Source organism: Streptomyces sp. NPDC002884 (assembly GCF_040295245.1).
GTDB lineage: Bacteria > Actinomycetota > Actinomycetes > Streptomycetales > Streptomycetaceae > Streptomyces.
On sequence record NZ_JBEOVB010000007.1, the window covers coordinates 58,143 to 78,558 of the forward strand.

At 69.9% G+C, this 20,416-nt stretch carries 19 protein-coding genes; 4 read left to right on the plus strand and 15 right to left on the minus strand.

What is annotated here, in order from left to right:
• Positions 1–55: 55 nt before the first annotated feature.
• The gene (locus tag ABT070_RS16800) at positions 56–2,563 is read right to left on the minus strand and encodes an ATP-binding protein (RefSeq protein WP_351760720.1); all 2,508 of its coding nucleotides are present in this window, start codon (positions 2,561–2,563) and stop codon (positions 56–58) included.
• Positions 2,564–2,799: 236 nt separating this feature from the next.
• Positions 2,800–3,123 (minus strand): STAS domain-containing protein, encoded by a 324-nt coding sequence (locus ABT070_RS16805; RefSeq protein WP_020131168.1) that lies wholly within the window; start codon positions 3,121–3,123, stop codon positions 2,800–2,802.
• 435 nt (positions 3,124–3,558) lie between these two features.
• On the opposite strand from ABT070_RS16805, the gene ABT070_RS16810 reads away from it, so the two are divergent.
• Positions 3,559–4,131: a cob(I)yrinic acid a,c-diamide adenosyltransferase gene (locus tag ABT070_RS16810; RefSeq protein ID WP_351760724.1), complete on the plus strand. Its 573-nt coding sequence runs from the start codon at positions 3,559–3,561 to the stop codon at positions 4,129–4,131.
• On the opposite strand, the gene ABT070_RS16815 is transcribed toward ABT070_RS16810, so the two are convergent.
• Entirely contained in the window at positions 4,128–4,769 is a 642-nt protein-coding gene (locus ABT070_RS16815; RefSeq protein WP_351760726.1) for a hypothetical protein, read from the minus strand. The two genes, ABT070_RS16810 and ABT070_RS16815, sit on opposite strands and share 4 nt — an antisense overlap.
• A 144-nt stretch (positions 4,770–4,913) precedes the next feature.
• On the opposite strand from ABT070_RS16815, the gene ABT070_RS16820 reads away from it, so the two are divergent.
• The 3 genes from ABT070_RS16820 (at position 4,914) to ABT070_RS16830 (ending at position 8,721) form a co-directional block, all read left to right on the plus strand.
• Positions 4,914–6,107: a sensor histidine kinase gene (locus tag ABT070_RS16820; protein ID WP_451101292.1), complete on the plus strand. Its 1,194-nt coding sequence runs from the start codon at positions 4,914–4,916 to the stop codon at positions 6,105–6,107.
• Positions 6,104–6,784 carry a response regulator gene (locus ABT070_RS16825; RefSeq protein WP_351760731.1) on the plus strand — a complete coding sequence of 227 codons (681 nt, stop codon included), beginning with the start codon at positions 6,104–6,106 and terminating at the stop codon, positions 6,782–6,784. Before ABT070_RS16820 ends, ABT070_RS16825 begins: the two co-directional genes overlap by 4 nt.
• Positions 6,785–6,897: 113 nt before the next feature.
• On the plus strand, positions 6,898–8,721 hold the full coding sequence (locus ABT070_RS16830; RefSeq protein WP_351760734.1) for a glycosyl hydrolase family 18 protein: 1,824 nt from the start codon (positions 6,898–6,900) through the stop codon (positions 8,719–8,721).
• 76 nt (positions 8,722–8,797) lie between these two features.
• Here the strand turns inward: ABT070_RS16830 and ABT070_RS16835 are convergent, their stop codons facing one another.
• The 12 genes from ABT070_RS16835 to glyA form a co-directional block, all read right to left on the minus strand.
• Positions 8,798–9,244, minus strand: coding sequence for a DUF2550 domain-containing protein (locus tag ABT070_RS16835; protein WP_351760737.1), 447 nt, complete (start codon positions 9,242–9,244; stop codon positions 8,798–8,800).
• 173 nt (positions 9,245–9,417) lie between these two features.
• The gene (locus ABT070_RS16840) at positions 9,418–9,792 is read right to left on the minus strand and encodes a F0F1 ATP synthase subunit epsilon (RefSeq protein ID WP_057584029.1); all 375 of its coding nucleotides are present in this window, start codon (positions 9,790–9,792) and stop codon (positions 9,418–9,420) included.
• Positions 9,793–9,924: 132 nt separating this feature from the next.
• Positions 9,925–11,361 (minus strand): F0F1 ATP synthase subunit beta, encoded by a 1,437-nt coding sequence (gene atpD, locus ABT070_RS16845; protein ID WP_351760740.1) that lies wholly within the window; start codon positions 11,359–11,361, stop codon positions 9,925–9,927.
• On the minus strand, positions 11,361–12,278 hold the full coding sequence (locus tag ABT070_RS16850) for a F0F1 ATP synthase subunit gamma (protein WP_351760743.1): 918 nt from the start codon (positions 12,276–12,278) through the stop codon (positions 11,361–11,363). Before ABT070_RS16850 ends, atpD begins: the two co-directional genes overlap by 1 nt.
• Before the next feature lie 20 nt (positions 12,279–12,298).
• A complete protein-coding gene (gene atpA / locus ABT070_RS16855) occupies positions 12,299–13,891 on the minus strand; it encodes a F0F1 ATP synthase subunit alpha (RefSeq protein ID WP_351760745.1) in 1,593 nt (530 codons plus the stop codon).
• Between the two features lie 134 nt (positions 13,892–14,025).
• The gene (locus tag ABT070_RS16860; RefSeq protein ID WP_351760748.1) at positions 14,026–14,847 is read right to left on the minus strand and encodes a F0F1 ATP synthase subunit delta; all 822 of its coding nucleotides are present in this window, start codon (positions 14,845–14,847) and stop codon (positions 14,026–14,028) included.
• Entirely contained in the window at positions 14,844–15,392 is a 549-nt protein-coding gene (locus ABT070_RS16865) for a F0F1 ATP synthase subunit B (protein ID WP_451101316.1), read from the minus strand. The genes ABT070_RS16860 and ABT070_RS16865 overlap by 4 nt, the downstream gene beginning before the upstream one ends.
• 45 nt (positions 15,393–15,437) lie before the next feature.
• Positions 15,438–15,683, minus strand: a complete 246-nt coding sequence (locus ABT070_RS16870) for an ATP synthase subunit C-like protein (RefSeq protein ID WP_020131181.1) — start codon at positions 15,681–15,683, stop codon at positions 15,438–15,440.
• Positions 15,684–15,757: 74 nt separating this feature from the next.
• On the minus strand, positions 15,758–16,567 hold the full coding sequence (atpB, locus tag ABT070_RS16875) for a F0F1 ATP synthase subunit A (protein WP_020131182.1): 810 nt from the start codon (positions 16,565–16,567) through the stop codon (positions 15,758–15,760).
• Between the two features lie 222 nt (positions 16,568–16,789).
• Positions 16,790–17,203, minus strand: a complete 414-nt coding sequence (locus ABT070_RS16880; RefSeq protein WP_351760755.1) for a Cg1360 family ATP-synthase-associated protein — start codon at positions 17,201–17,203, stop codon at positions 16,790–16,792.
• 302 nt (positions 17,204–17,505) lie between these two features.
• Positions 17,506–18,870 (minus strand): MraY family glycosyltransferase, encoded by a 1,365-nt coding sequence (locus ABT070_RS16885; protein ID WP_351760758.1) that lies wholly within the window; start codon positions 18,868–18,870, stop codon positions 17,506–17,508.
• Between the two features lie 173 nt (positions 18,871–19,043).
• Positions 19,044–20,306 carry a serine hydroxymethyltransferase gene (gene glyA, locus ABT070_RS16890; RefSeq protein WP_351760761.1) on the minus strand — a complete coding sequence of 421 codons (1,263 nt, stop codon included), beginning with the start codon at positions 20,304–20,306 and terminating at the stop codon, positions 19,044–19,046.
• Between the last annotated feature and the right edge of the window lie 110 nt (positions 20,307–20,416).

A 20,416-nucleotide genomic window follows, 5' to 3' on the forward strand; every position in this document is an offset into this window, starting at 1 on the left:
CGAGAAGGGCCGGGTTCCTGGAGAGGAACCCGGCCCTTCTGTGTGTGCCTGGAGCTCAGATCACCGAGCCCGGAGAGGAGGGCGTGATGTCCGCCGTGCTCGGCGACACCGGGGCACTGGAGGTCGTACCGCTGGCCGAGGTCCCGGTGGACGGGTCTCCGGTGGACGGCGTGGACGGGTCGCCCGTGGGGGTCGTCGGGTCCTCTGTCGGCGTCGAGGGGTCGTCCGTCGGCGTCGAGGGATCGTCCGTCGGCGTCGTCGAGGGCCTGGACGACGTGCTCGACGACGACGGCTTCGGCGTGCCGGAGGAGCCACCGCTCCCCGTGCCGTGCGAGCTGCTCGTCGCCGAGGACGGCTCCGCCTCCCCCGTGGGGGTCGGGTCGTCCGAGGTGCCCATCGTCCCGTCCGGGCCCGGGTCCGTCGGCCTGCTGGTCGCCTCGCCGGTGTCGGCGGAACCGCCGGCGTCGCCCGGGGTGTCCGAGTCCAGGCCGCCGTCGTCCTGGCCGGTGCTGGCGGACGGGTTGACGCCGACCCGGTCGGAGGGGTCGTTGGCGTCGTTGTTGGAGGTCGCGCCGAGCGTCACGACCGTGCCGAGGACGGCGACGAGCAGCGCGCCCGCGCCGGCCGCGACGAGGTTGCGCTTGGCCAGGGCCTTCAGGCCGCCCCGGTTGTGACGGGTGGGCGGGCCGGCGGGCTGACGGTGGGCGACGACGGTCTCGGCCTCCGGCGGGTAGGTCGGGAGCACCGCCTGGACGCCGCGCGGCGGGGACGCCGACTCCTCGTGACGGGCGTCGGGCACCTCCTCGCCGGCCGTCGCGGCCGCGAGGCCGGGCATGTCCCCGGAACGGTCGGAGACCAGGGCGAGGGCGCGGCGGCCGGCGACGGTGCCGCGCTTGTCGGCGATGGCCCCGCGCAGGGCGAGGGAGGCCTCCAGCTCGGAGCGGGCCCGGTCGAGGTCTCCGCCGCAGAGGGCGAGGACGCCCAGTTCGTGGTGGAAGTAGGCGCGGTCGGCGGACTCCCCGGCGAGCCGGGCGGCCTCGGCGCCCTCGTGCAGGGTGCTCTCCCAGGCGCTCCAGTGCAGGCCCGCGGCGAACGCGGGCGCCGCGGTGCGGGCGAGCCGGACGGCGGTGGGCTCCTCGTCCTCACCGGTCGGGGTCGTCGTGGGGACGATCACGATGAGGGCGGCGAGCACGGCGTCGGCCTCGGCGCTCACCCGCTCGGGGGTGACCGAGGGGTGTCCGGTCCACCAGGCGTAGTGCTGGGCGGCGGTGTGGGCGCGGGCCTCGACGTCGTCGGCGTATCCGGCGGCCTCGAGCTGGGTCTGGACGCCGACGGCGAGCCGGTAGCGGGTGCCGACCGGGGAGACGAGTCCGCAGGCGGTCAGTTCGCCGAGGGCCGCGTCGGCGTGGGTGTCGCCGACCAGGGCGGGCAGGTGGGCCTGGTGCGGGACCTCGCCGTCCAGGGCGACGGCGAAGCGCAGGGTGGCACGGGCGGAGGCGCTGAGGCGGGCGGCGAGCAGCGGCGCGGGCGCGGCGGCCTCGCCGAGCGAGGGCAGGGGTATCTCCTCGGCCTCGCCCGCTCCGGCCAGGCCGTCGACGACTTCGGTGAACGGCCGGGCGTCCTCGAAGACGCCGAACGCGTCGACCGCGTCGGCGCCGGCCCGCAGTCGGTCGCGCTGCGAGAGCAGGGCGCCGGCCTGGACGAACCGGAGCGGCAGGCCCTCGGACTCGAACCACAGGTCGCCGGCCCAGTTGGCCTCCTCCTCGGTGAGGACGCGGCCGACGGCGTGCTCGATCACCTCGACGCCGCCCGCGCGGTCCAGTCCGGTGAGGACGACCTCCTCGACGGCGGACTCCGCGGAGGGCAGCGGGGTCTCCGGGGTGACGCCGAGCAGGAAGGCGCACTCGGGGGTCGCGTCCAGGAGTTCGTCGAGGGCGGCGCCGCCGAGGTCGAGGTCGTCGACCACGACGACCGCGCCGATCTCGCGGACCAGGGCGCGCAGGTCGTCGCCCTCGGGGCGGTACCGGGGGGCGTCGTAGACGGCGTGGAAGAGGTCGTGCAGCAGGTCGGCCGAGGTGCGGCGGAAGCCGGTGAGGCGGACGACGCCGTCGGGGGCGAGGTCCTCGCAGTCCTCGGCGACGAGGTCGAGGAGGCTGGTGCGGCCGGAGCCGGCCGGTCCGGTGAGACGGACGGAGCGGCCGCGGGCCAGCAGACGGACCAGTTGCTCGCGTTCGTCCTGGCGGCCCAGCAGCGGCTGGGCGGGCCGGGTGGTGCCGGCGGGGGCCGGCGGCCGGGCGGCGCGCTCGGCCTCGGCACGCTGCTCCGCGGTGCGCTTGGCGGGGCGCTCGGGTATCTCCGTGGGCGGGCAGAGTTCTATCTCGCTGCCGTCGACCGGGTTGACCGTGAGCAGGTGTTCGCCGGTGACGAGCCGCACGGTGCGGGCCAGCGCCGGCGTGTGCTGGCCGAAGTCCGGTGTGAGGGGGTCCCTGGACGGGCGCGGGCGCGGCGTGCCGCCGTCGTCGTCCTGGCCGTACTCCTCGGGTCCCCGGGTGTTCGGGTCCATAGGTTCAAGCCCCCCAAAAGCGTCGTGTGGCGGTAGCCCCTCCCGGCCTTGCTGCACACTGCGCTGTCGCTTCTGGTCCGGTGCCCGCTCGAGGGCTGAGAGCGGCGGGCAGACGAACCGTAAACCTTCGCACAGTATCTACGACAGCCCGGGGTACCGGGCCGCCCGAAGCGTCACAGTCTCGTGAGGATTGCGCCCGTCGCACGTTTTCCGCCGCAGGCCACGCCCCCTGGGGGTCAGACCCGGGGCAGGGACTCCACTCCGATACCGCCCTCGATCGCGAGGATCCGGTGCAGTCGGGTGGCCACCAGCAGGCGTTGCATCTGCGGAGGCACCCCGCGCAGCACCAGGCGTCGGCCGCACCGGCCCGCCCGGCGGTGGACGCCCATGATGACGCCGAGTCCGGTGGCGTCCCAGGAGTCCAGCTCGGACAGGTCGAGCACCAGGTCGCCGACTCCGTCGTCCACGGCCGTGTGCAGGGCCGTACGGGCGTCCGCCGCACTGCGGACGTCGAGACGGCCCCCGACGACCAGCTCTACGTGGTCGCCCCTGATGTGCATAGCGCTCCCCTAAGCGTGCGTCTCGTGCTCCGCGGTGTGGTGTCCGGTGTTGCAACCTCTGACTGCGGGAAGCGGTCGAAGGTTGCCGTCTGTGAGCGAACCGATACCGAATTCACTCGCAGGGGTGAGGCCCATGGGGCCTGTGCGGTTTCGGTGCCTGTAGAAGCCCTGCCCGCTCAGGCGTCCGATGTCACCGGCGTCAACCATCCGGCGCAGCCGCTCCGCATGCCTCTCGGCGGGAGATTAGCGGGCGTGAGGCGCTGTGTGACCGGTTAGTAACGCGGCTCACGTCTCAGGGCGTGAGACGCCGGTCACGTCGTCAATTACTGTCCGATTCACGCCGATTGGACCAGAACTGACCAGGCGCTGACCAGGCGTCGACCGCAGTGACGAAGGGAACGGAACGGATTCCCGGGGACCGTCTAGATTGGCCGCATGGTCAATCTGACGCGCATCTACACGAGGACCGGCGACCAGGGCACCACCGCTCTCGGCGACATGAGCCGGGTCGCCAAGACCGACCTGCGGATCGCCGCGTACGCCGACGCCAACGAGGCGAACGCGGCGCTCGGCACGGCGCTCGCGCTGGGCGGCCTGGACGAGGAGCTCGTCGGGGTCCTCACCCGGATCCAGAACGACCTGTTCGACGTCGGCGCGGACCTGTCGACGCCGGTGGTGGAGAACCCCGAGTTCCCGCCCCTGCGGGTCGAGCAGTTCTATGTCGACCGTCTGGAGGCGGACTGCGACCGGTTCAACGAGCGGCTGGAGAAGCTGCGGTCGTTCATCCTGCCCGGCGGCACCCCGGGCGCGGCCCTGCTCCACCAGGCCTGCACGGTCGTCCGGCGGGCCGAACGCTCCACCTGGGCGGCGCTGGAGGTGCACGGTGAGCGGATGAACCCGCTCACCGCGACCTATCTCAACCGCCTCTCGGACCTGCTGTTCATTCTGGCCCGCACCGCCAACCAGGCGGTCGGCGACGTGCTCTGGGTACCGGGCGGGGAGCGCTAGCGCATCTTGGCCGGTTCCCGCTCCGATCCGTCGTTCGGATCGGCCTCCGGCCCGGTCTTCGGGTCGGCCCCCGGCCCGGTCTTCGGGTCGGCCCCCGGCCCGGTCTTCGGTGCGGCCTTCGGGAACAGGGTGTAGCTCCCGGCGATGACGAGGTTGATGCCGATCACCCACAGCATCCGCAGCTGCCACGCCCGCAGCGAACCGGTATCGCCCTCCCCGCCGACGTACCAGGCGGCTGCCTGGAGCAGTGCCATGGCGACCAGTGCGGCGAGGACCCAGCGGCCCGCGACCTTCCATTCGTGGACGGCGCGGGCCTTGCCGTACTTCGGCGGCCGCGCGGGCTGCGGGCCGCCGGCGAAGCGGTGGGCGACCCGGGCGTCCACCCACCTGACGGTGGAGTGGCCGAGGCCCACGGTGAAGCCGATGTAGACGGCGGCGAGGCCGTGCCGCCAGTCCGGCTCGGCGCCGCCTCTGAGGTCGATCGCGGTCACCGCGAACAGCACGACCTCCAGCAGCGGCTCGCACAGCAGCAGGGCCAGCCCCAGACGCGGCATCCGGAACACGTACCGGAAGGCCAGTCCCGCGGCCAGCAGCACCCAGAAGGCCACCTCGCAGGCGATGATCAGTGCGACGATCACGGTTCGCTCCTCTCGCTCACCCTTCCAGGCTCCCGGGCGGGAGAGCGGGTCTCGTCGTCGGCGGTGACGAACTCCCGGTACATCGAAAGATGCAGTTCGGGACCGTTCCCGGGGAGCAGGCGGACGCGACGCGGTGCGTGTTGGATGGAGGACATGGCCGTCCGAGAAGCGCACCGCCCGCGCCGCCCGCACCGCTTCGACGTGTGCGTCGCGGTCGGCGGGCTGCTCGGCGGGCTGCTGCTGGTCGCCATCGGCCTGGGCACCCGGCCGTCCGACGATCCGATCGTGCTCCTCGACGGCCCCTGGCCGGTGCTGGTGCCGCTCTGCGCGCTGGCCGGCTGCGAGGTGCTGCGCCGGGTCGCGCCGCGTACGGCCCTGCTGGTCGGCACGGCCGCGATCGTCCTGGACACCCTGACCCGGGGCAACCTGTTCACGGTGCTGATGTACACCGACGTGATGTACGCGGCCGTCCTGTACGGGCCGCTCTCGTCGGCCCGCCGGATCCAGTGGATCACCGGACTGCTGACGGTGGCCGGGACGCTGGTGCCGTTCGCGGTGTGGCGGGTGCCGGAGGCCCTGCTGATCGGGGTGGTGGTCGGCATCGTGGCCTACGCGCCCGCCGCCACCGGCTGGATCGTGCGCAACCACCGCGACGCGGCCGAGGCCGCCCGGCTGCGGGCCGAACAGACCGCGCTGCTCGCCGAGATGGACCGGACCCAGGCCGTCACGACCGAACGGGCGCGGATGGCACGGGAGTTGCACGACATGGTCGCCAACCACCTGTCGGCGATCGCCATCCACTCGACGGCGGCGCTCTCCATCGACGACCCGGACACGTCCCGGCAGGCGCTGGCCGTCATCCGCGAGAACAGCGTCGAGGGGCTGGCGGAGATGCGGCGGCTGATCGGGATCCTGCGCGACGGCAGCGGGGACCGCGAGCCGGCCGCGTCCCCCACCCTGGGCGGCCTGGAGGCGCTCGTCGACGGCGCCCGCGCCAACGGTCTCGACGTCACCCTCGCCGCCGAGCACGGCGAGGTGCCGGCCCCCGTCGAACTCGCCGCCTACCGGATCGTCCAGGAGTCGCTGACCAACGCGCTGAAGCACGCGTGTCCCGGCCGGGTCACCGTCGCCCTCGTCCAGCGCGAAGGGGTGCTCGACGTGCGGGTACGGAGTCCCTACGGCCGTCGGGACGGGCCCCGCGCTCCCGGTTCCGGCGCCGGGCTCGTCGGGATGCGCGAGCGGGCGGCGCTGCTGGACGGCACGTTCGACGCCGGTCCCGAGGACTCCTGCTGGACGGTGCGCGCCACATTCCCCCTGGTCGAAGGAGAGCCCGTATGAGCTCCGTCATCCGGGTCCTCGTCGCCGAGGACCAGTCCGCCGTGCGCGCCGGGCTCGTCCTGATCCTGGGCAGCGCGTCGGACATCGAGGTGGTCGGGGAGGCGGCGGACGGGGAACAGGCGGTGGCGCTGGCCCGGGAGTTGCGGCCCGACGTGGTGCTGATGGACGTTCAGATGCCGCGTCTCGACGGGGTGTCGGCGACCCGGAAGGTCGTCGAGGAGGGTCTCGCCGACGTACTGGTGCTGACCACCTTCGACCTCGACGAATATGTGTTCGGGGCGCTGCGGGCGGGCGCCGCGGGGTTCCTGCTGAAGAACACGGAGGCGAGGGATCTGCTGGCGGCGGTCCGTACCGTGGCCGGCGGGGAGGGGCTGATCGCTCCCGCGGTGACCCGCAGGCTGATCGCCGAGTTCGCCGCGAAGCCGGTGCGGGCGCCGAGGGCCGATCCCGCCGTCCTGGACACCCTGACCCGGCGCGAACGCGAGGTGCTGGCCTGTCTGGGCGAGGGGATGTCCAACGCGGGCGTCGCGGAGCGCCTCGACATGGCGGAGGCGACGGTGAAGACGCACGTCAGCCGTCTGCTGGGGAAGCTGGAGCTGCGCAGCCGGGTGCAAGCGGCGGTGCTGGCCCAGGAGTTGGGGATTCGGGCGGGATCCGAAGGGGCTCCGGAGGTTTAACGGGCCGCAGTGGTCCAGACCTATTGACCTGTGGTCCAGACCTTTCTATTCTCGCGGCACCGTGGGCGTGAAGGCTCAGTCACGCCCCCCGACTCCCCCCGAGGAGGCGCAGGATGCGCTTCAGACACAGAGCGGCGGCAGGGTTCGCGACCCTGTTGCTCCCGTTGGCCGGCCTGGTCGGCCTCGCGAGCCCCGCCCAGGCCGCCCCGACGGCCACCGCCACCTACACCAAGGCATCGGACTGGGGCACCGGCTTCGAGGGCAAGTGGACGGTGAAGAACACCGGCACCGCTGCCATCAGTTCCTGGACGGTCGAGTGGGACTTCCCCTCCGGCACCTCCGTCACCTCCGCCTGGGACGCCGACGTCACGTCCTCCGGCACCCACTGGACCGCCAAGAACAAGTCCTGGAACGGCACCCTCGCCGCCGGCGCGTCCGTCTCCTTCGGCTTCAACGGAGCGGGCTCCGGTTCCCCGTCCAACTGCAAGCTCAACGGCGGCAGTTGCGACGGCACTACGGTCCCGGGCGACGCCGCGCCGTCCGCCCCGGGCACCCCGACCACCTCCGCCCTCACCGACACCTCGGTGAAGCTGACCTGGTCCGCCGCCACCGACGACAAGGGCGTCAAGAACTACGACGTCCTGCGCGACGGCGCCAAGGTCGCCACGGTCACGACGACCTCGTACACCGACAGCGGTCTGACGGCCGGCACCGACTACTCCTACACCGTCCAGGCCCGTGACACCGCCGACCAGACCGGCCCGGTCAGCGGCGCGGTCGCGGTCCACACCACCGGCGGCGGCACCACTCCCCCGACCACCGGCTCCAAGGTCAAGCTCGGCTACTTCACCGAGTGGGGCATCTACGGCCGCAACTACAACGTCAAGAACCTGGTGACGTCCGGTTCGGCCGCCAAGATCACGCACATCAACTACGCCTTCGGCAACGTCACGAACGGCCAGTGCGCGATCGGCGACTCCTACGCCGACTACGACAAGGCCTTCACCGCGGACCAGTCGGTCAGCGGCGTCGCCGACACCTGGGACCAGCCGCTGCGCGGCAACTTCAACCAGCTGCGCCAGCTGAAGGCCAAGTACCCGAACATCAAGGTGCTGTGGTCCTTCGGCGGCTGGACCTGGTCCGGCGGCTTCGCCCAGGCCGCGGCCAACCCGGCCGCGTTCGCGCAGTCCTGCTACAACCTGGTCGAGGACCCGCGCTGGGCCGATGTCTTCGACGGCATCGACATCGACTGGGAGTACCCGAACGCCTGCGGCCTGTCCTGCGACACCAGCGGGGCGGCGGCCTACAAGAACCTGATGCAGGCGCTGCGTGCCAAGTTCGGCGCGAACTACCTGGTCACCGCGGCCACCACGGCCGACGGCACCTCCGGCGGCAAGATCGACGCCGCCGACTACGCGGGCGCCTCGAATTACGTCGACTGGTACAACGTGATGTCGTACGACTTCTTCGGCGCCTTCGACGCGGACGGGCCGACGGCCCCGCACTCCCCGCTCACCTCGTACAGCGGCATCCCGCAGGCCGGGTTCACCACGGCCGACGCGATCGCCAAGTTCAAGGCGAAGGGCGTGCCCGCGAGCAAGCTGCTCATCGGCATCGGCTTCTACGGCCGCGGCTGGACCGGTGTCACCCAGGACGCCCCGGGCGGCACGGCCACGGGTCCGGCCCCCGGCACCTACGAGCAGGGCATCGAGGACTACAAGGTCCTCAAGACGTCCTGCCCGGCCACCGGCACCATCGCCGGCACGGCGTACGCCAAGTGCGGCAGCAACTGGTGGTCCTACGACACCCCGGCCACCATCGCCGGGAAGATGACCTGGGCCAAGAACCAGGGTCTGGGCGGTGCGTTCTTCTGGGAGTTCAGCGGAGACACCACCAACGGCGAGCTGGTGACCGCCATCAACAGCGGACTGTCGTAGAAAAGTTCGCATGATCAAGCAACGTTGACACGCCCCCGGACTGCGTCCGGGGGCCCCACCCGGCGGGTGAATGCGGCTACGCCACATTCACCCGCTGTCCGGGTGGAGCTGCCTCCAGCCACGCGAGAAAACCGGTCAGCGCGTCTTCGCTCATGGCGAGCTCGAGACGCGTACCCCGGTGCACACAGGTGAGGATCACCGCGTCGGACAGCAGCGCCAGCTCCTCCTCGCCCTCGGGAAGACGGCGGCCGGCCACCTCGATCGTGCCGCGCTCCAGCACCCGGCGCGGACGGTAGGCGTACGAGAAGACGCGGTACCACTCGATGCGGTCGCCGTTGTAGCGGGCGACGCCGTAGCTCCAGCCTTTTCCGCTCGTGTCGAGTTTCTCGGAGACGTCCCAGCGCAGGGAACAGTCGAAGGTGCCGCCGGACCGCTGGATGAGTCTGCGGCGCAGGCCGAAGACGAACAACCCCAGCGCCACCAGGGCCACGACGCTTCCGCACACAGTCAGAGCGAGGACCATCGACACCGACCTCCTCGTCTCCTGGGTACCGAAAATAGGTAACGGAACGGAAAAAACATCCATATCTGCCTCAGCCGCGGTCGGCTCCGGATTGCTCCGGTGCCGACCGCGGCTGAGTGACGTCAAGCGGCCCTGCTCCCCCGATCCTCAAGGGCCCGGGAGGACCCCCACGGTCAGCGCGAGGCCGCCGCACGCAGTCGTACGTCCGCGCGACGCTCGGCGGCGGCATCGCCCTCCGCCTTCGCGCGCTCGAGCTCCCGCTCCACACGCTGGACATCGATCTCGTCCGACAGCTCGGCGATCTCGGCCAGCAGCGACAGCTTGTTGTCCGCGAACGAGATGAAACCGCCGTGCACAGCGGCGACGACCGTTCCACCATCACTCGTACGGATGGTCACCGGGCCCGACTCCAGCACACCGAGCAGCGGCTGGTGACCGGGCATGACGCCGATGTCGCCCGACGTGGTGCGCGCGACGACCAGGGTGGCCTCGCCCGACCAGACCTCTCGGTCGGCCGCGACCAGCGCGACGTGCAGCTCAGCAGCCAAGGTGGCTCCTCGGGTCACCACCCGGCGGGTATGCCGGGTGTTGGTTACAAGTCTAGTGGGCGTGAGTGAGGGGGCGGGACGCGCCCGCCCCCTCAGGCGTGAGCCGAAGGGCTCACATCGAACTCAGGGAGTTCAGGAGACGCCCAGCTCCTTGGCGTTGGCCTTCAGGTCCTCGATACCACCGCACAGGAAGAACGCCTGCTCCGGGAAGTGGTCGTACTCGCCGTCGATGATCGCGTTGAAGGCCACGATCGACTCGTCCAGCGGGACGTCCGACCCGTCGACGCCGGTGAACTGCTTGGCGACGTGGGTGTTCTGGGACAGGAAGCGCTCCACGCGACGGGCACGGTGGACGGTGAGCTTGTCCTCCTCGCCGAGCTCGTCGATGCCGAGGATCGCGATGATGTCCTGGAGGTCCTTGTACTTCTGCAGCACCGTCTTGACGCGCATCGCGGTGTTGTAGTGGTCCGCCGCGATGTAGCGCGGGTCCAGGATGCGGGACGTGGAGTCCAGCGGGTCCACGGCCGGGTAGATGCCCTTCTCCGAGATCGGACGGGAGAGCACCGTCGTCGCGTCGAGGTGGGCGAAGGTGGTGGCCGGGGCCGGGTCGGTCAGGTCGTCCGCGGGGACGTAGATCGCCTGCATCGAGGTGATCGAGTGACCACGGGTCGAGGTGATGCGCTCCTGGAGGAGACCCATCTCGTCGGCCAGGTTCGGCTGGTAACCCACCGCGGAGGGCATCCGGCCGAGCAGGGTCGAGACCTCGGAACCGGCCTGCGTGAAGCGGAAGATGTTGTCGATGAAGAACAGCACGTCCTGCTTCTGCACATCGCGGAAGTACTCCGCCATGGTCAGACCGGCCAGGGCCACGCGCAGACGGGTGCCCGGGGGCTCGTCCATCTGACCGAAGACCAGGGCGGTCTTGTCGATGACGCCCGACTCCGCCATCTCCTCGATGAGGTCGTTGCCCTCACGAGTGCGCTCGCCGACACCGGCGAACACGGAGACACCGTCGTGGTTGTTGGCAACGCGGTAGATCATCTCCTGGATGAGCACCGTCTTGCCGACGCCGGCACCGCCGAACAGGCCGATCTTTCCACCCTTGACGTACGGGGTGAGAAGGTCGATGACCTTGACGCCGGTCTCGAACATCTCGGTCTTCGACTCGAGCTCGTCGAAGCGCGGGGCCTTGCGGTGGATGGTCCAGCGCTCACCGTCGTAGGTCTCGTCGGTGTTCAGCACCTCACCGAGGGTGTTGAACACCTTGCCCTTGGTGAAGTCGCCGACCGGAACGGTGATGCCCGTGCCGGTGTCGGTCACCGCGGCCTGGCGGACCAGGCCGTCGGTGGGCTGCATCGAGATGGTGCGGACCAGGCCGTCACCCAGGTGCTGGGCGACCTCCAGGGTCAGCGTCTTCAGCTCGCCGTCCTTCGCCGGGTCTGCGACCTCGACGTGCAGGGCGTTGTAGATCTCCGGCATCGCGTCGACGGGGAACTCCACGTCGACGACCGGGCCGATCACCCGGGCGACGCGGCCCGTGGCAACGGCCGTCTCAACAGTGGTCGTCATTACTTGTCACTCCCCGCGGTCGCGTCGGCGAGGGCTGCGGAGCCACCGACGATCTCGCTGATTTCCTGGGTGATTTCGGCCTGGCGGGCCGCATTGGCAAGTCGGGAGAGCGTGGTGATCAGGTCTCCCGCGTTGTCGGTGGCCGACTTCATCGCGCGGCGCGTGGCGGCATGCTTGGAGGCGGCCGACTGGAGCAGCGCGTTGTAGATACGGCTTTCGACGTACCGGGGCAGCAGGGCGTCGAGGACGTCCTCCGCCGACGGCTCGAAGTCGTACAGCGGAAGGATCTCGCCCTTCGGCGCCGACTCCTTGGCCACCTCGTCGAGGCTGAGCGGCAGCAGACGGTCACCGAGCGCCGTCTGCGTCATCATCGAGACGAACTCGGTGAAGACGATGTGGAGTTCGTCCACGCCGCCGTCCGCCGTCTCCGTCTCGATGGCCTCGATGAGCGGACCCGCGACGTTCTTCGCGTCCGCGTAGGTGGGCTCGTCGGTGAAGCCCGACCACGACTCCACGACCTTGCGCTCGCGGAAGTTGTAGTGGGCCAGACCCCGGCGGCCGACGATGTACGTGTCGACCTCCTTGCCCTCCGCCTCGAGGCGCGCCGTCAGCTGCTCGGCGGCCTTGATCGCGTTGGAGTTGAAGGCGCCGGCCAGTCCGCGGTCGCTCGTGAGGAGCAGCACCGCGGCACGGGTCGCCGTCTCCGCCTCCGTGGTCAGCGGGTGCTTGGTGTTCGAACCGGTGCCGACCGCCGTGACCGCGCGGGTGAGCTCGGTCGCGTACGGCGCGGAGGCCGCCACCTTGCGCTGCGCCTTGACGACACGCGAGGCGGCGATCATTTCCATCGCCTTGGTGATCTTCTTGGTCGCGGTGACGGATCGGATGCGACGCTTGTAGACCCGGAGCTGGGCTCCCATGAGTCAGGTCCCTTCCGTCGTCACTTGGCCGCGGCGGCCGGAGCGTCTTCGCCGAGAAGCTTGCCGTCCGAGGTCTCGAACTGCTTCTTGAACTCGGCGATACCGTCCGCGATGGCGGTGAGGGTGTCGTCCGACATCTTGCCGCCCTCCTTGATGGAGGTCATGAGGCCCTGCTCCTTGCGGTGCAGGTACTCCAGCAGCTCCTTCTCGAAGCGGCGGATGTCGGCGACCGGGACGTCGTCCATCTTGCCGGTGGTACCGGCCCACACGGAGACGACCTGGTCCTCGGTCGACATCGGCTGGTACTGAGCCTGCTTGAGCAGCTCGACCAGTCGCTGACCGCGCTCCAGCTGGGACTTCGACGCGGCGTCCAGGTCGGAACCGAAGGCGGCGAACGCCTCCAGCTCACGGTACTGGGCGAGGTCGAGGCGCAGACGGCCGGAAACCTGCTTCATCGCCTTGTGCTGCGCGGAACCACCGACTCGGGAGACGGAGATACCGACGTTCAGCGCGGGGCGCTGACCGGCGTTGAACAGGTCCGACTCCAGGAAGCACTGGCCGTCGGTGATGGAGATGACGTTGGTCGGGATGAACGCCGAGACGTCGTTGGCCTTCGTCTCGACGATCGGCAGACCGGTCATCGAGCCGGCGCCGAGCTCGTCGGAGAGCTTCGCGCAGCGCTCCAGCAGACGGGAGTGCAGGTAGAAGACGTCGCCCGGGTAGGCCTCGCGGCCCGGCGGGCGGCGGAGCAGCAGGGACACGGCGCGGTAGGCGTCGGCCTGCTTCGAGAGGTCGTCGAAGATGATGAGGACGTGCTTGCCCTCGTACATCCACTGCTGGCCGATGGCCGAACCGGTGTACGGCGCCAGGTACTTGAAGCCGGCCGGGTCGGACGCCGGGGCGGCGACGATGGTCGTGTACTCCAGCGCGCCGGCCTCTTCGAGGGCACCACGCACGGAGGCGATGGTCGAGCCCTTCTGACCGATGGCGACGTAGACGCAGCGGACCTGCTTCTTCGGGTCGCCCGAGCGCCAGTTGTCACGCTGGTTGATGATCGTGTCGACGGCCAGGGCGGTCTTGCCGGTCTGACGGTCACCGATGACCAGCTGACGCTGGCCACGGCCGATCGGGGTCATCGCGTCGACGGCCTTGTAGCCGGTCTCCATCGGCTCGTGCACCGACTTACGGGCCATGACGCCCGGAGCCTGAAGCTCCAGGGCGCGGCGGCCGGACGTCTCGATCTCGCCGAGGCCGTCGATCGGGTTGCCGAGCGGGTCGACGACACGGCCGAGGTAGCCCTCGCCGACGGCGACGGACAGGACCTCTCCCGTGCGGGTGACCGGCTGGCCCTCCTCGATGCCACTGAACTCACCGAGGACGACGGCGCCGATCTCGCGCTCTTCCAGGTTGAGCGCGAGGCCGAGGGTGCCGTCCTCGAACTTCAGCAGTTCGTTGGCCATGGCCGAGGGCAGGCCCTCGACCTTCGCGATGCCGTCGCCGGCAAGGGTGACCGTACCGACCTCCTCGCGCGAGGCCGCGTCCGGCTTGTACGACTGGACAAAGTTCTCCAGCGCATCCCGGATCTCCTCCGGCCGGATCGTGAGCTCCGCCATCTGGGTTCCCTGCTCTCCTTGTTGGGCCCGAAGTTTCACTTTGGGGGGATGGGGACTCCCCCCGAAAAGAGGTGAATCCTCTGCACGGCCCAACCAGGGCCGCCATCAGTTCGTACTGCGGTCTTGAGTTGCTGCTAGCTCGCCATGCGACGGGCGACGTTCTCGATGCGGTCCGCGAGGGAGCCGTTGATCACCTCGTCACCGACCTGCACCCGGATCCCGCCGAGGACCGCGGGGTCCACGTCGAGGTTGAGGTGCATCGGGCGGCCGTAGAGCTTGGCGAGGGCGGCGCCGAGGCGCTGCTTCTGCGGGTCGCTCAGCGGTACCGCCGAGGTGACGACGGCGACCATGCGGTCCCGGCGCTCAGCGGCGAGCTTGGAGAGGGCTTCGAGGCCCGCTTCCAGGCTACGTCCACGGGGCGCGGTCACGAGGCGCGTCACGAGTCGCTCGGTGGCCGCGTCGGCCCGGCCGCCGAGCAGGCTGCGCAGCAGCTCGCTCTTGGCCGAGGCGGTGGCCTTCCGGTTGGTCAGCGCGGCGCGCAGCTCGAAGTTCGAGGAGACGATCCGTCCGAAGCGGAACAGTTCGTCCTCGACGTTGTCGAGCGTGCCGGCCTTCTGCGCGGCGGTGAGGTCGGCGATGTCCGCCAGCTCCTCCAGCGCGTCCACCAGGTCGCGGGACCGCGACCAGCGGGCACGCACCGTGCCGGACACCAGGTCGGCGGTGGTGCCGCCGATCTGGGCGCCGAGCAGGCGCTGGACCAGCTCGGCCTTGGCCTCGCCGGACTGCGCCGGGTCGGTGAGGACCCGACGCAGCGAGACCTCGCGGTCGAGCAGCGCGGTGACGGCCGCCAGCTCGTCGGCCAGCTGCGCAGCGTCCACGGACGTGGAGTCCGTCAGCGCGTCGAGACGCTCACGGGCTGCTGCGAATGCCTCGCGGCTGGCTCCGTGTGCGGTCATCGAGACGCCTCGGCCTTCTCCTCGAGGTCGTCGAGGAAGCGGTCGATGACGCGGCTCTGGCGGGCGTGGTCCTCGAGGGACTCCCCGACGAGCTTGCCGGCCAGTTCGGTGGCGAGCTTGCCGACGTCCTGGCGCAGCGCGGACGCGGCGGCCTTGCGGTCCGCCTCGATCTGGCTGTGCCCGGCGGCGACGATCTCCTCGCGCTGGCGCTGGCCTTCCGCACGCATCTCGGTGATGAGTACGGCGCCCTGCTCCTGCGCCTCCTGGCGCAGCCGCGCGGCCTCGTGACGGGCCTCTGCGAGCTGGGCCTTGTACTGCTCCAGGACGCTCTGAGCCTCCGTGCGAGCAATCTCGGCCTGTTCGATCCCGCCCTCGATGGCTTCGCGACGCTCTTCCAGAACCTTGTTGATGTTCGGAAGGAGCTTCTTGCCCAGGACGAAGAACACGATCGCGAACGCGATCAGACCGATGACGAGCTCGGGGATCTCCGGGATCAGAGGATTCTGGGCCTCCTCCTCAGCCGCGAGTTGCAGCAAGGGCGAGATCACATCAGTTCCTTCCGTGGAATTCTCTCGTCGGCGTAGACCGGATCAGGACGTCGGGTAGACGAAGCCCATGACCAGACCGATCAGGGCGAGCGCCTCACAGAGGACGAAGCCGAGGATCTGGTTCTGACGGATCAGGCCGGCGGCCTCGGGCTGGCGAGCCAGCGCCTGGGTGCCGTTACCGAAGATGATGCCAACGCCGACGCCGGGGCCGATGGCCGCGAGACCGTAGCCGATGGCAGCGAGGTTGCCCTTGATTTCGACCGCGGCGAGGGTGTCGAGAGCGGACATGCCGTAACTTCCTTCTCTTTACGCAGGCCGGTGGGGGTTGGCCACCGGAAGTTCAGGGGATGTTGATCAGGTGCTCAGTGGTGCTTGGCGAGCGCGCCCTGGATGTAGCTGCAGGACAGGAGGATGAAGACGTAGGCCTGGAGGGCCTGGATGAACAGCTCGAAGACCGTCATCACGATGACCATCAGGAACGAGACCGCCGAGTAGGCGATGCCGATGCCGTTGAGCAGGTACCAGGTACCGATGGTGAAGATCAGGATCAGGACGTGCCCGGCGAACATGTTGGCGAAGAGCCGGACGGCGTGGGTGAACGGCCGGATGAACACGTTCGACAGGAACTCGAAGAACATGACCATCGGGAACACCGGGCCGAGCGACGGGTCGTAGCCGGTGATGTTCTTCCAGCCGCCGATGAAGCCGTGGCGCTTGAACGTCACGCTCATCCACACGATGTAGACGAGGGCCGCGAGCCCGACCGGGAACGCGATGACCGCGGTGGCCGGGAACTGCGCGATCGGGACGATCGACCACAGGTTCATGATCCAGATGAAGAAGAACAGCGAGAACATCAGCGGGACGTACTTCTCGCCCTCGCGCTTGCCGATCGTCTCGTACACGACCCCGCGACGGACGAAGTCGTAGCCCGCCTCGCCGACCATCTGGAGCTTGCCGGGAATCAGCTTCGGCTTGTTGAAGGCCGCCCAGAAGAATCCGATGACGATGACGGTGCTCACCAGCGAGAGCAGCATCGGCTTGTTGAATTCGATGCCGCCGACGGTGAAGAGCGGTTCGAAGAGGAACGAGTGCAGGCCGGGGGTCGGGAAACCGCACCCGTCGAAAATATGACAGTCGGTCTCGAAGGCGAGCGTCTTGGCGTTACTCACCGCGAGCTCCTTCAGCGTGGCGCATGGGTACGGCAACCTCGATGTGTCGGCGCGGCCTGCGACCGCGGGACGGCACTGGACTGGACTTGCGGATGTGGGGGCGGCTACTGGGCTCCGAACCGTGAGACGTCACAGGCTCGACTGCCGCCCGCGCCAGCTCTGCCGCAGTTGTGGCGAGACCATAGCAAAAGAGCGGAAGTCCCTTTACACCGGCCCTACAGGTCACGACGACGCCCGAGCGGAATCCGGCTCGACGTAGAGGATCTTGGCCTTCATGTGCGAGACCACCTGGGCGGCGATCCACACCAGGGTGGCCCCCAGCAGTGTGAAGGCGAAGCATTTCGGGTTGAAGGCCGAGGTCCCCTTGAACGTGATCAGCACGATCATCAGCAACAGGATCTGGGTGGTGTAGAGCAACAGCCCCATCGACTGGAACAGATGGGGAAGCCGGCGCGCGGTGCGCAGCAGCACCACCAGACCGCCGCCCATGAACAGCAGGACGAGAAGCGCACCGAAGACGGCGCCGAGCGCCCCCTTGCCGCCGGCAACGGCGGCACTCACCGCGACTCCCGCCACACCCGCGGCTGCGGTGGGCAGGGCACAGTGCAGGAGTGTTCGTACGTCGTTGGACTGCATGGCGGCAACTCCGCATTCAAGGGGGCAGGGCGTCGTCATGGACGAGCGTAGTCCCGGCCCGAGGGGCGAGAGACCTCACGCCACCTCACTCCAATGAACCGTCGTACTGCGGTCCTTCGGCTCTCTCCGGGGGTTCTCGTGAACCGTATCACAAACTATTTGATGAGGTCTTTACCTGGCAGGTGTGCTCGCTGTCACACATGAGAGTGACAGTGCACGTCTGTGCAGGAACCAGGAGGTCTTGTCTGGTATTGGGGGGCTTTGCCCTCCACAGGTTCTCCCACGACTTGGCAATGCTCTAGTCAGATTCTTACCTTGGAGCTGCCCCGGCCACCGATCGCGGTGGCCCCGTTCGCCCCCGCCACCCCCACCGTGACAGGGCTCTGCCCGTCGACGGCGGCGGGCTGCCCGGGGCCGGCCGGCCCGTACGGCCCGGCGGTCGCCGCGGCCTCCTGTACCGCCGGCTCCCCGGCCTCCTGCGCCTCCACCGGCACGCCGCCCCGGCGCCGGTAGCGCGGCGGCACGAAGGCCTCGGCCCAGCGCGGGGTGCGCGGCCGGAAGCGCGGCAGCAGGAGCAGCGCCAGACCGATCGCGCTGAGGATCACGACACCGAGGACGATCCACATGGAAGCCGCGTTGACGGAGTAGGTGAGCGCGCCGAAGGCGATCAGCGCCGACCAGAAGTACATGATCAGCACCGCGCGGCTGTGCGAGTGCCCGATCTCCAGCAGCCGGTGGTGCAGGTGCCCGCGGTCCGCGGCGAACGGCGACTGACCGCGCCAGGTGCGGCGCACGATCGCCAGGATCAGGTCGGCGGCCGGGATCGCGATGATCGTCAGCGGCATCAGCAGCGGGATGTAGACCGGCACCATCTGGTGCACCGCGTTGCGCTCCGAGCCGGAGAACAGCCGCATGATGTCCGGGTCGACCTGCCCCGTGACGGAGATCGCGCCCGCCGCCAGCACCAGCCCGATCAGCATCGAGCCGGAGTCGCCCATGAAGATCCGCGCGGGATGCATGTTGTGCGGCAGGAAGCCCAGGCACATGCCCATCAGGATCGCCGCGAACAGCGTCGCCGGGGCTGCGGCCTCGATGCCGTACGAGTACCAGATGCGGTAGGCGTACATGAAGAACGCCGCCGAGGCGATGCACACCATGCCCGCCGCCAGGCCGTCGAGGCCGTCCACGAAGTTGACCGCGTTGATCGTGATGACCACCAGCGCGACCGTCAGCAGGGTGCCCTGCCACTGGGTCAGCGCGACCGTGCCGACCAGCGGCACCGGCAGCCACAGGATGGTCAGACCCTGCATGACCATGACGCCGGCGGCGATCATCTGGCCGCCGAGCTTGATCAGGGCGTCGATCTCGAACTTGTCGTCCAGGACGCCGATCAGCCAGATCAGCGCGGCTCCCGAGAGCAGGGCGCGCGGCTCGTTCGACTTCTCGAAGACCTCGTTGAGGTTGGTGAGGTGGTCGGCGACCAGCAGTCCGGCGCACAGACCGAAGAACATGGCGATCCCGCCGAGCCGCGGAGTGGGCTCCCGGTGCACGTCACGGGCCCTGATCTCCGGCATCGCTCCGGCCACGATCGCGAACTTCCGTACCGGCCCTGTCAGCAGATACGTCACCGCGGCCGTGATGCAGAGCGTCAGCAGGTATTCACGCACGGGCTTCCCCACAGGTCTCGCCGGCCATCTCAGTCCCACACCCTAGCGATCGACCACCGCACGGCGCATATGTGTGAGGACTACCGGGTAGTGACGATGGTTTCACGTGAGGCTGTGCAGGAGGACGCACGGGGGGTGCGCACGGGGAGTGTACGTACCTCGCGTACCCCGGATCAGCCCGGATACGGCGGGAACGCCAGGGCCAGCTCGCGCACCTCGTCGCGGGCCTTCCTGCTCTCGACCTCGTCCCGCAGCACTCCCGCCAGCAGCGCCGCGATCCTCGTCATCTGCTCCTCCCGCATGCCCTGGGTGGTCAGCGCCGCGGTGCCGAGGCGCAGGCCACGGGCGTGCGCGGCGGTGACATCGGCGCCCGGCGCATGCGGGAGGGCGCAGCAGTCCAGCACCATCCCGGCGGCCGCGAGCAGCCCGCGCGCGGTGCGTCCGTCGACACCGAGCGGCGCCGGGTCGACGGTGATGAGGTGGGTGTCGGTCCCACCGGTCGTGACGGTCAGCCCCTCCCCCGCCAGGGCCGCCGCGAGAACCCTCGCGTTGGCGACCACCTGATGGGCGTACCCGGCGAACGCCGGGGTTGCCGCCTCGCCGAACGCGACCGCCTTCGCGGCGATGGTGTGCATCTGCGCGCCGCCCTGCGTGAACGGGAAGACCGCCCGGTCCACCCGCTCGGCGAGCCCGCCCCCGCACAGGAGCATCCCGCCGCGCGGCCCTCGCAACACCTTGTGCGTGGTGGCGCAGACGATGTCGGCGTACGGCACCGGGCTGGGCGCCGCTCCCCCGGCGACGAGCCCGATGGGATGCGCGGCGTCGGCGATCAGAAAGGCGCCCGTCTCGTCGGCGACCTCGCGGAAGAAGGCGTAGTCGATGTGGCGCGGGTAGGCGGTGGACCCGCACACGATCGCCTTGGGCCGGTGCCCCCGGGCCAGCGTGCGGACCTGCTCGTGATCGACGAGCCCGGTCTCCGCGTCCACCCCGTAGGGGACGAAGTCGAACCAGCGGCCGGAGAAGTTCGCCGGCGAGCCGTGCGTGAGATGGCCGCCGTCGGGCAGCCCCAGGGCCAGGACGGTGTCACCGGGCCGGAGCAGGGCGGCGTAGGCGGCCAGCATCGCGGAAGAGCCCGAGTGGGCCTGCACATTGGCGTGTTCGGCGCCGAACAGCGTCCTGGCGCGGTCCACCGCGATCCGCTCGGCGAGGTCGACGATCTCGCAGCCGCCGTGGTGCCGGGCCCCCGGATAGCCCTCCGCGTACTTGTTGGCGAGCGGTGAGCCGAGAGCGGCCAGCACGGCGGGCGAGGTGAAGTTCTCGGCGGCGATCAGCTGGAGCGTCGACGCCTGCCGCTCCCGCTCCCCGAGCAGGATCTCGGCCAGCTCGGGGTCCTGCCGGCGCAGGACATCGGCCTCGGGGACATGGGTGACCGACATGGCGCGCTCCGGACGTCGACGGTGACGTACGTCCAATGTAGGCCCGGGGTGTGGGGCGCGCGCGGTCTCCGGATCCTCGCGGCAACACCGGTGCGCGAGGGGTCCGCCTC

Bases quoted from the DNA above. Each gene is read 5' to 3' on its own strand.
- ABT070_RS16870 (WP_020131181.1), bottom strand. From the start codon at position 15,683: ATGTCCGCTCTCGACACCCTCGCCGCGGTCGAAATCAAGGGCAACCTC.
- ABT070_RS16800 (WP_351760720.1), bottom strand. From the start codon at position 2,563: ATGGACCCGAACACCCGGGGACCCGAGGAGTACGGCCAGGACGACGAC.
- ABT070_RS16830 (WP_351760734.1), top strand. From the start codon at position 6,898: ATGCGCTTCAGACACAGAGCGGCGGCAGGGTTCGCGACCCTGTTGCTC.
- ABT070_RS16835 (WP_351760737.1), bottom strand. From the start codon at position 9,244: ATGGTCCTCGCTCTGACTGTGTGCGGAAGCGTCGTGGCCCTGGTGGCG.
- atpD (WP_351760740.1), bottom strand. From the start codon at position 11,361: ATGACGACCACTGTTGAGACGGCCGTTGCCACGGGCCGCGTCGCCCGG.
- glyA (WP_351760761.1), bottom strand. From the start codon at position 20,306: ATGTCGGTCACCCATGTCCCCGAGGCCGATGTCCTGCGCCGGCAGGAC.
- ABT070_RS16805 (WP_020131168.1), bottom strand. From the start codon at position 3,123: ATGCACATCAGGGGCGACCACGTAGAGCTGGTCGTCGGGGGCCGTCTC.
- ABT070_RS16810 (WP_351760724.1), top strand. From the start codon at position 3,559: ATGGTCAATCTGACGCGCATCTACACGAGGACCGGCGACCAGGGCACC.
- ABT070_RS16860 (WP_351760748.1), bottom strand. From the start codon at position 14,847: ATGACCGCACACGGAGCCAGCCGCGAGGCATTCGCAGCAGCCCGTGAG.
- ABT070_RS16820 (WP_451101292.1), top strand. From the start codon at position 4,914: ATGGAGGACATGGCCGTCCGAGAAGCGCACCGCCCGCGCCGCCCGCAC.
- atpA (WP_351760745.1), bottom strand. From the start codon at position 13,891: ATGGCGGAGCTCACGATCCGGCCGGAGGAGATCCGGGATGCGCTGGAG.
- ABT070_RS16825 (WP_351760731.1), top strand. From the start codon at position 6,104: ATGAGCTCCGTCATCCGGGTCCTCGTCGCCGAGGACCAGTCCGCCGTG.
- ABT070_RS16880 (WP_351760755.1), bottom strand. From the start codon at position 17,203: ATGCAGTCCAACGACGTACGAACACTCCTGCACTGTGCCCTGCCCACC.
- ABT070_RS16850 (WP_351760743.1), bottom strand. From the start codon at position 12,278: ATGGGAGCCCAGCTCCGGGTCTACAAGCGTCGCATCCGATCCGTCACC.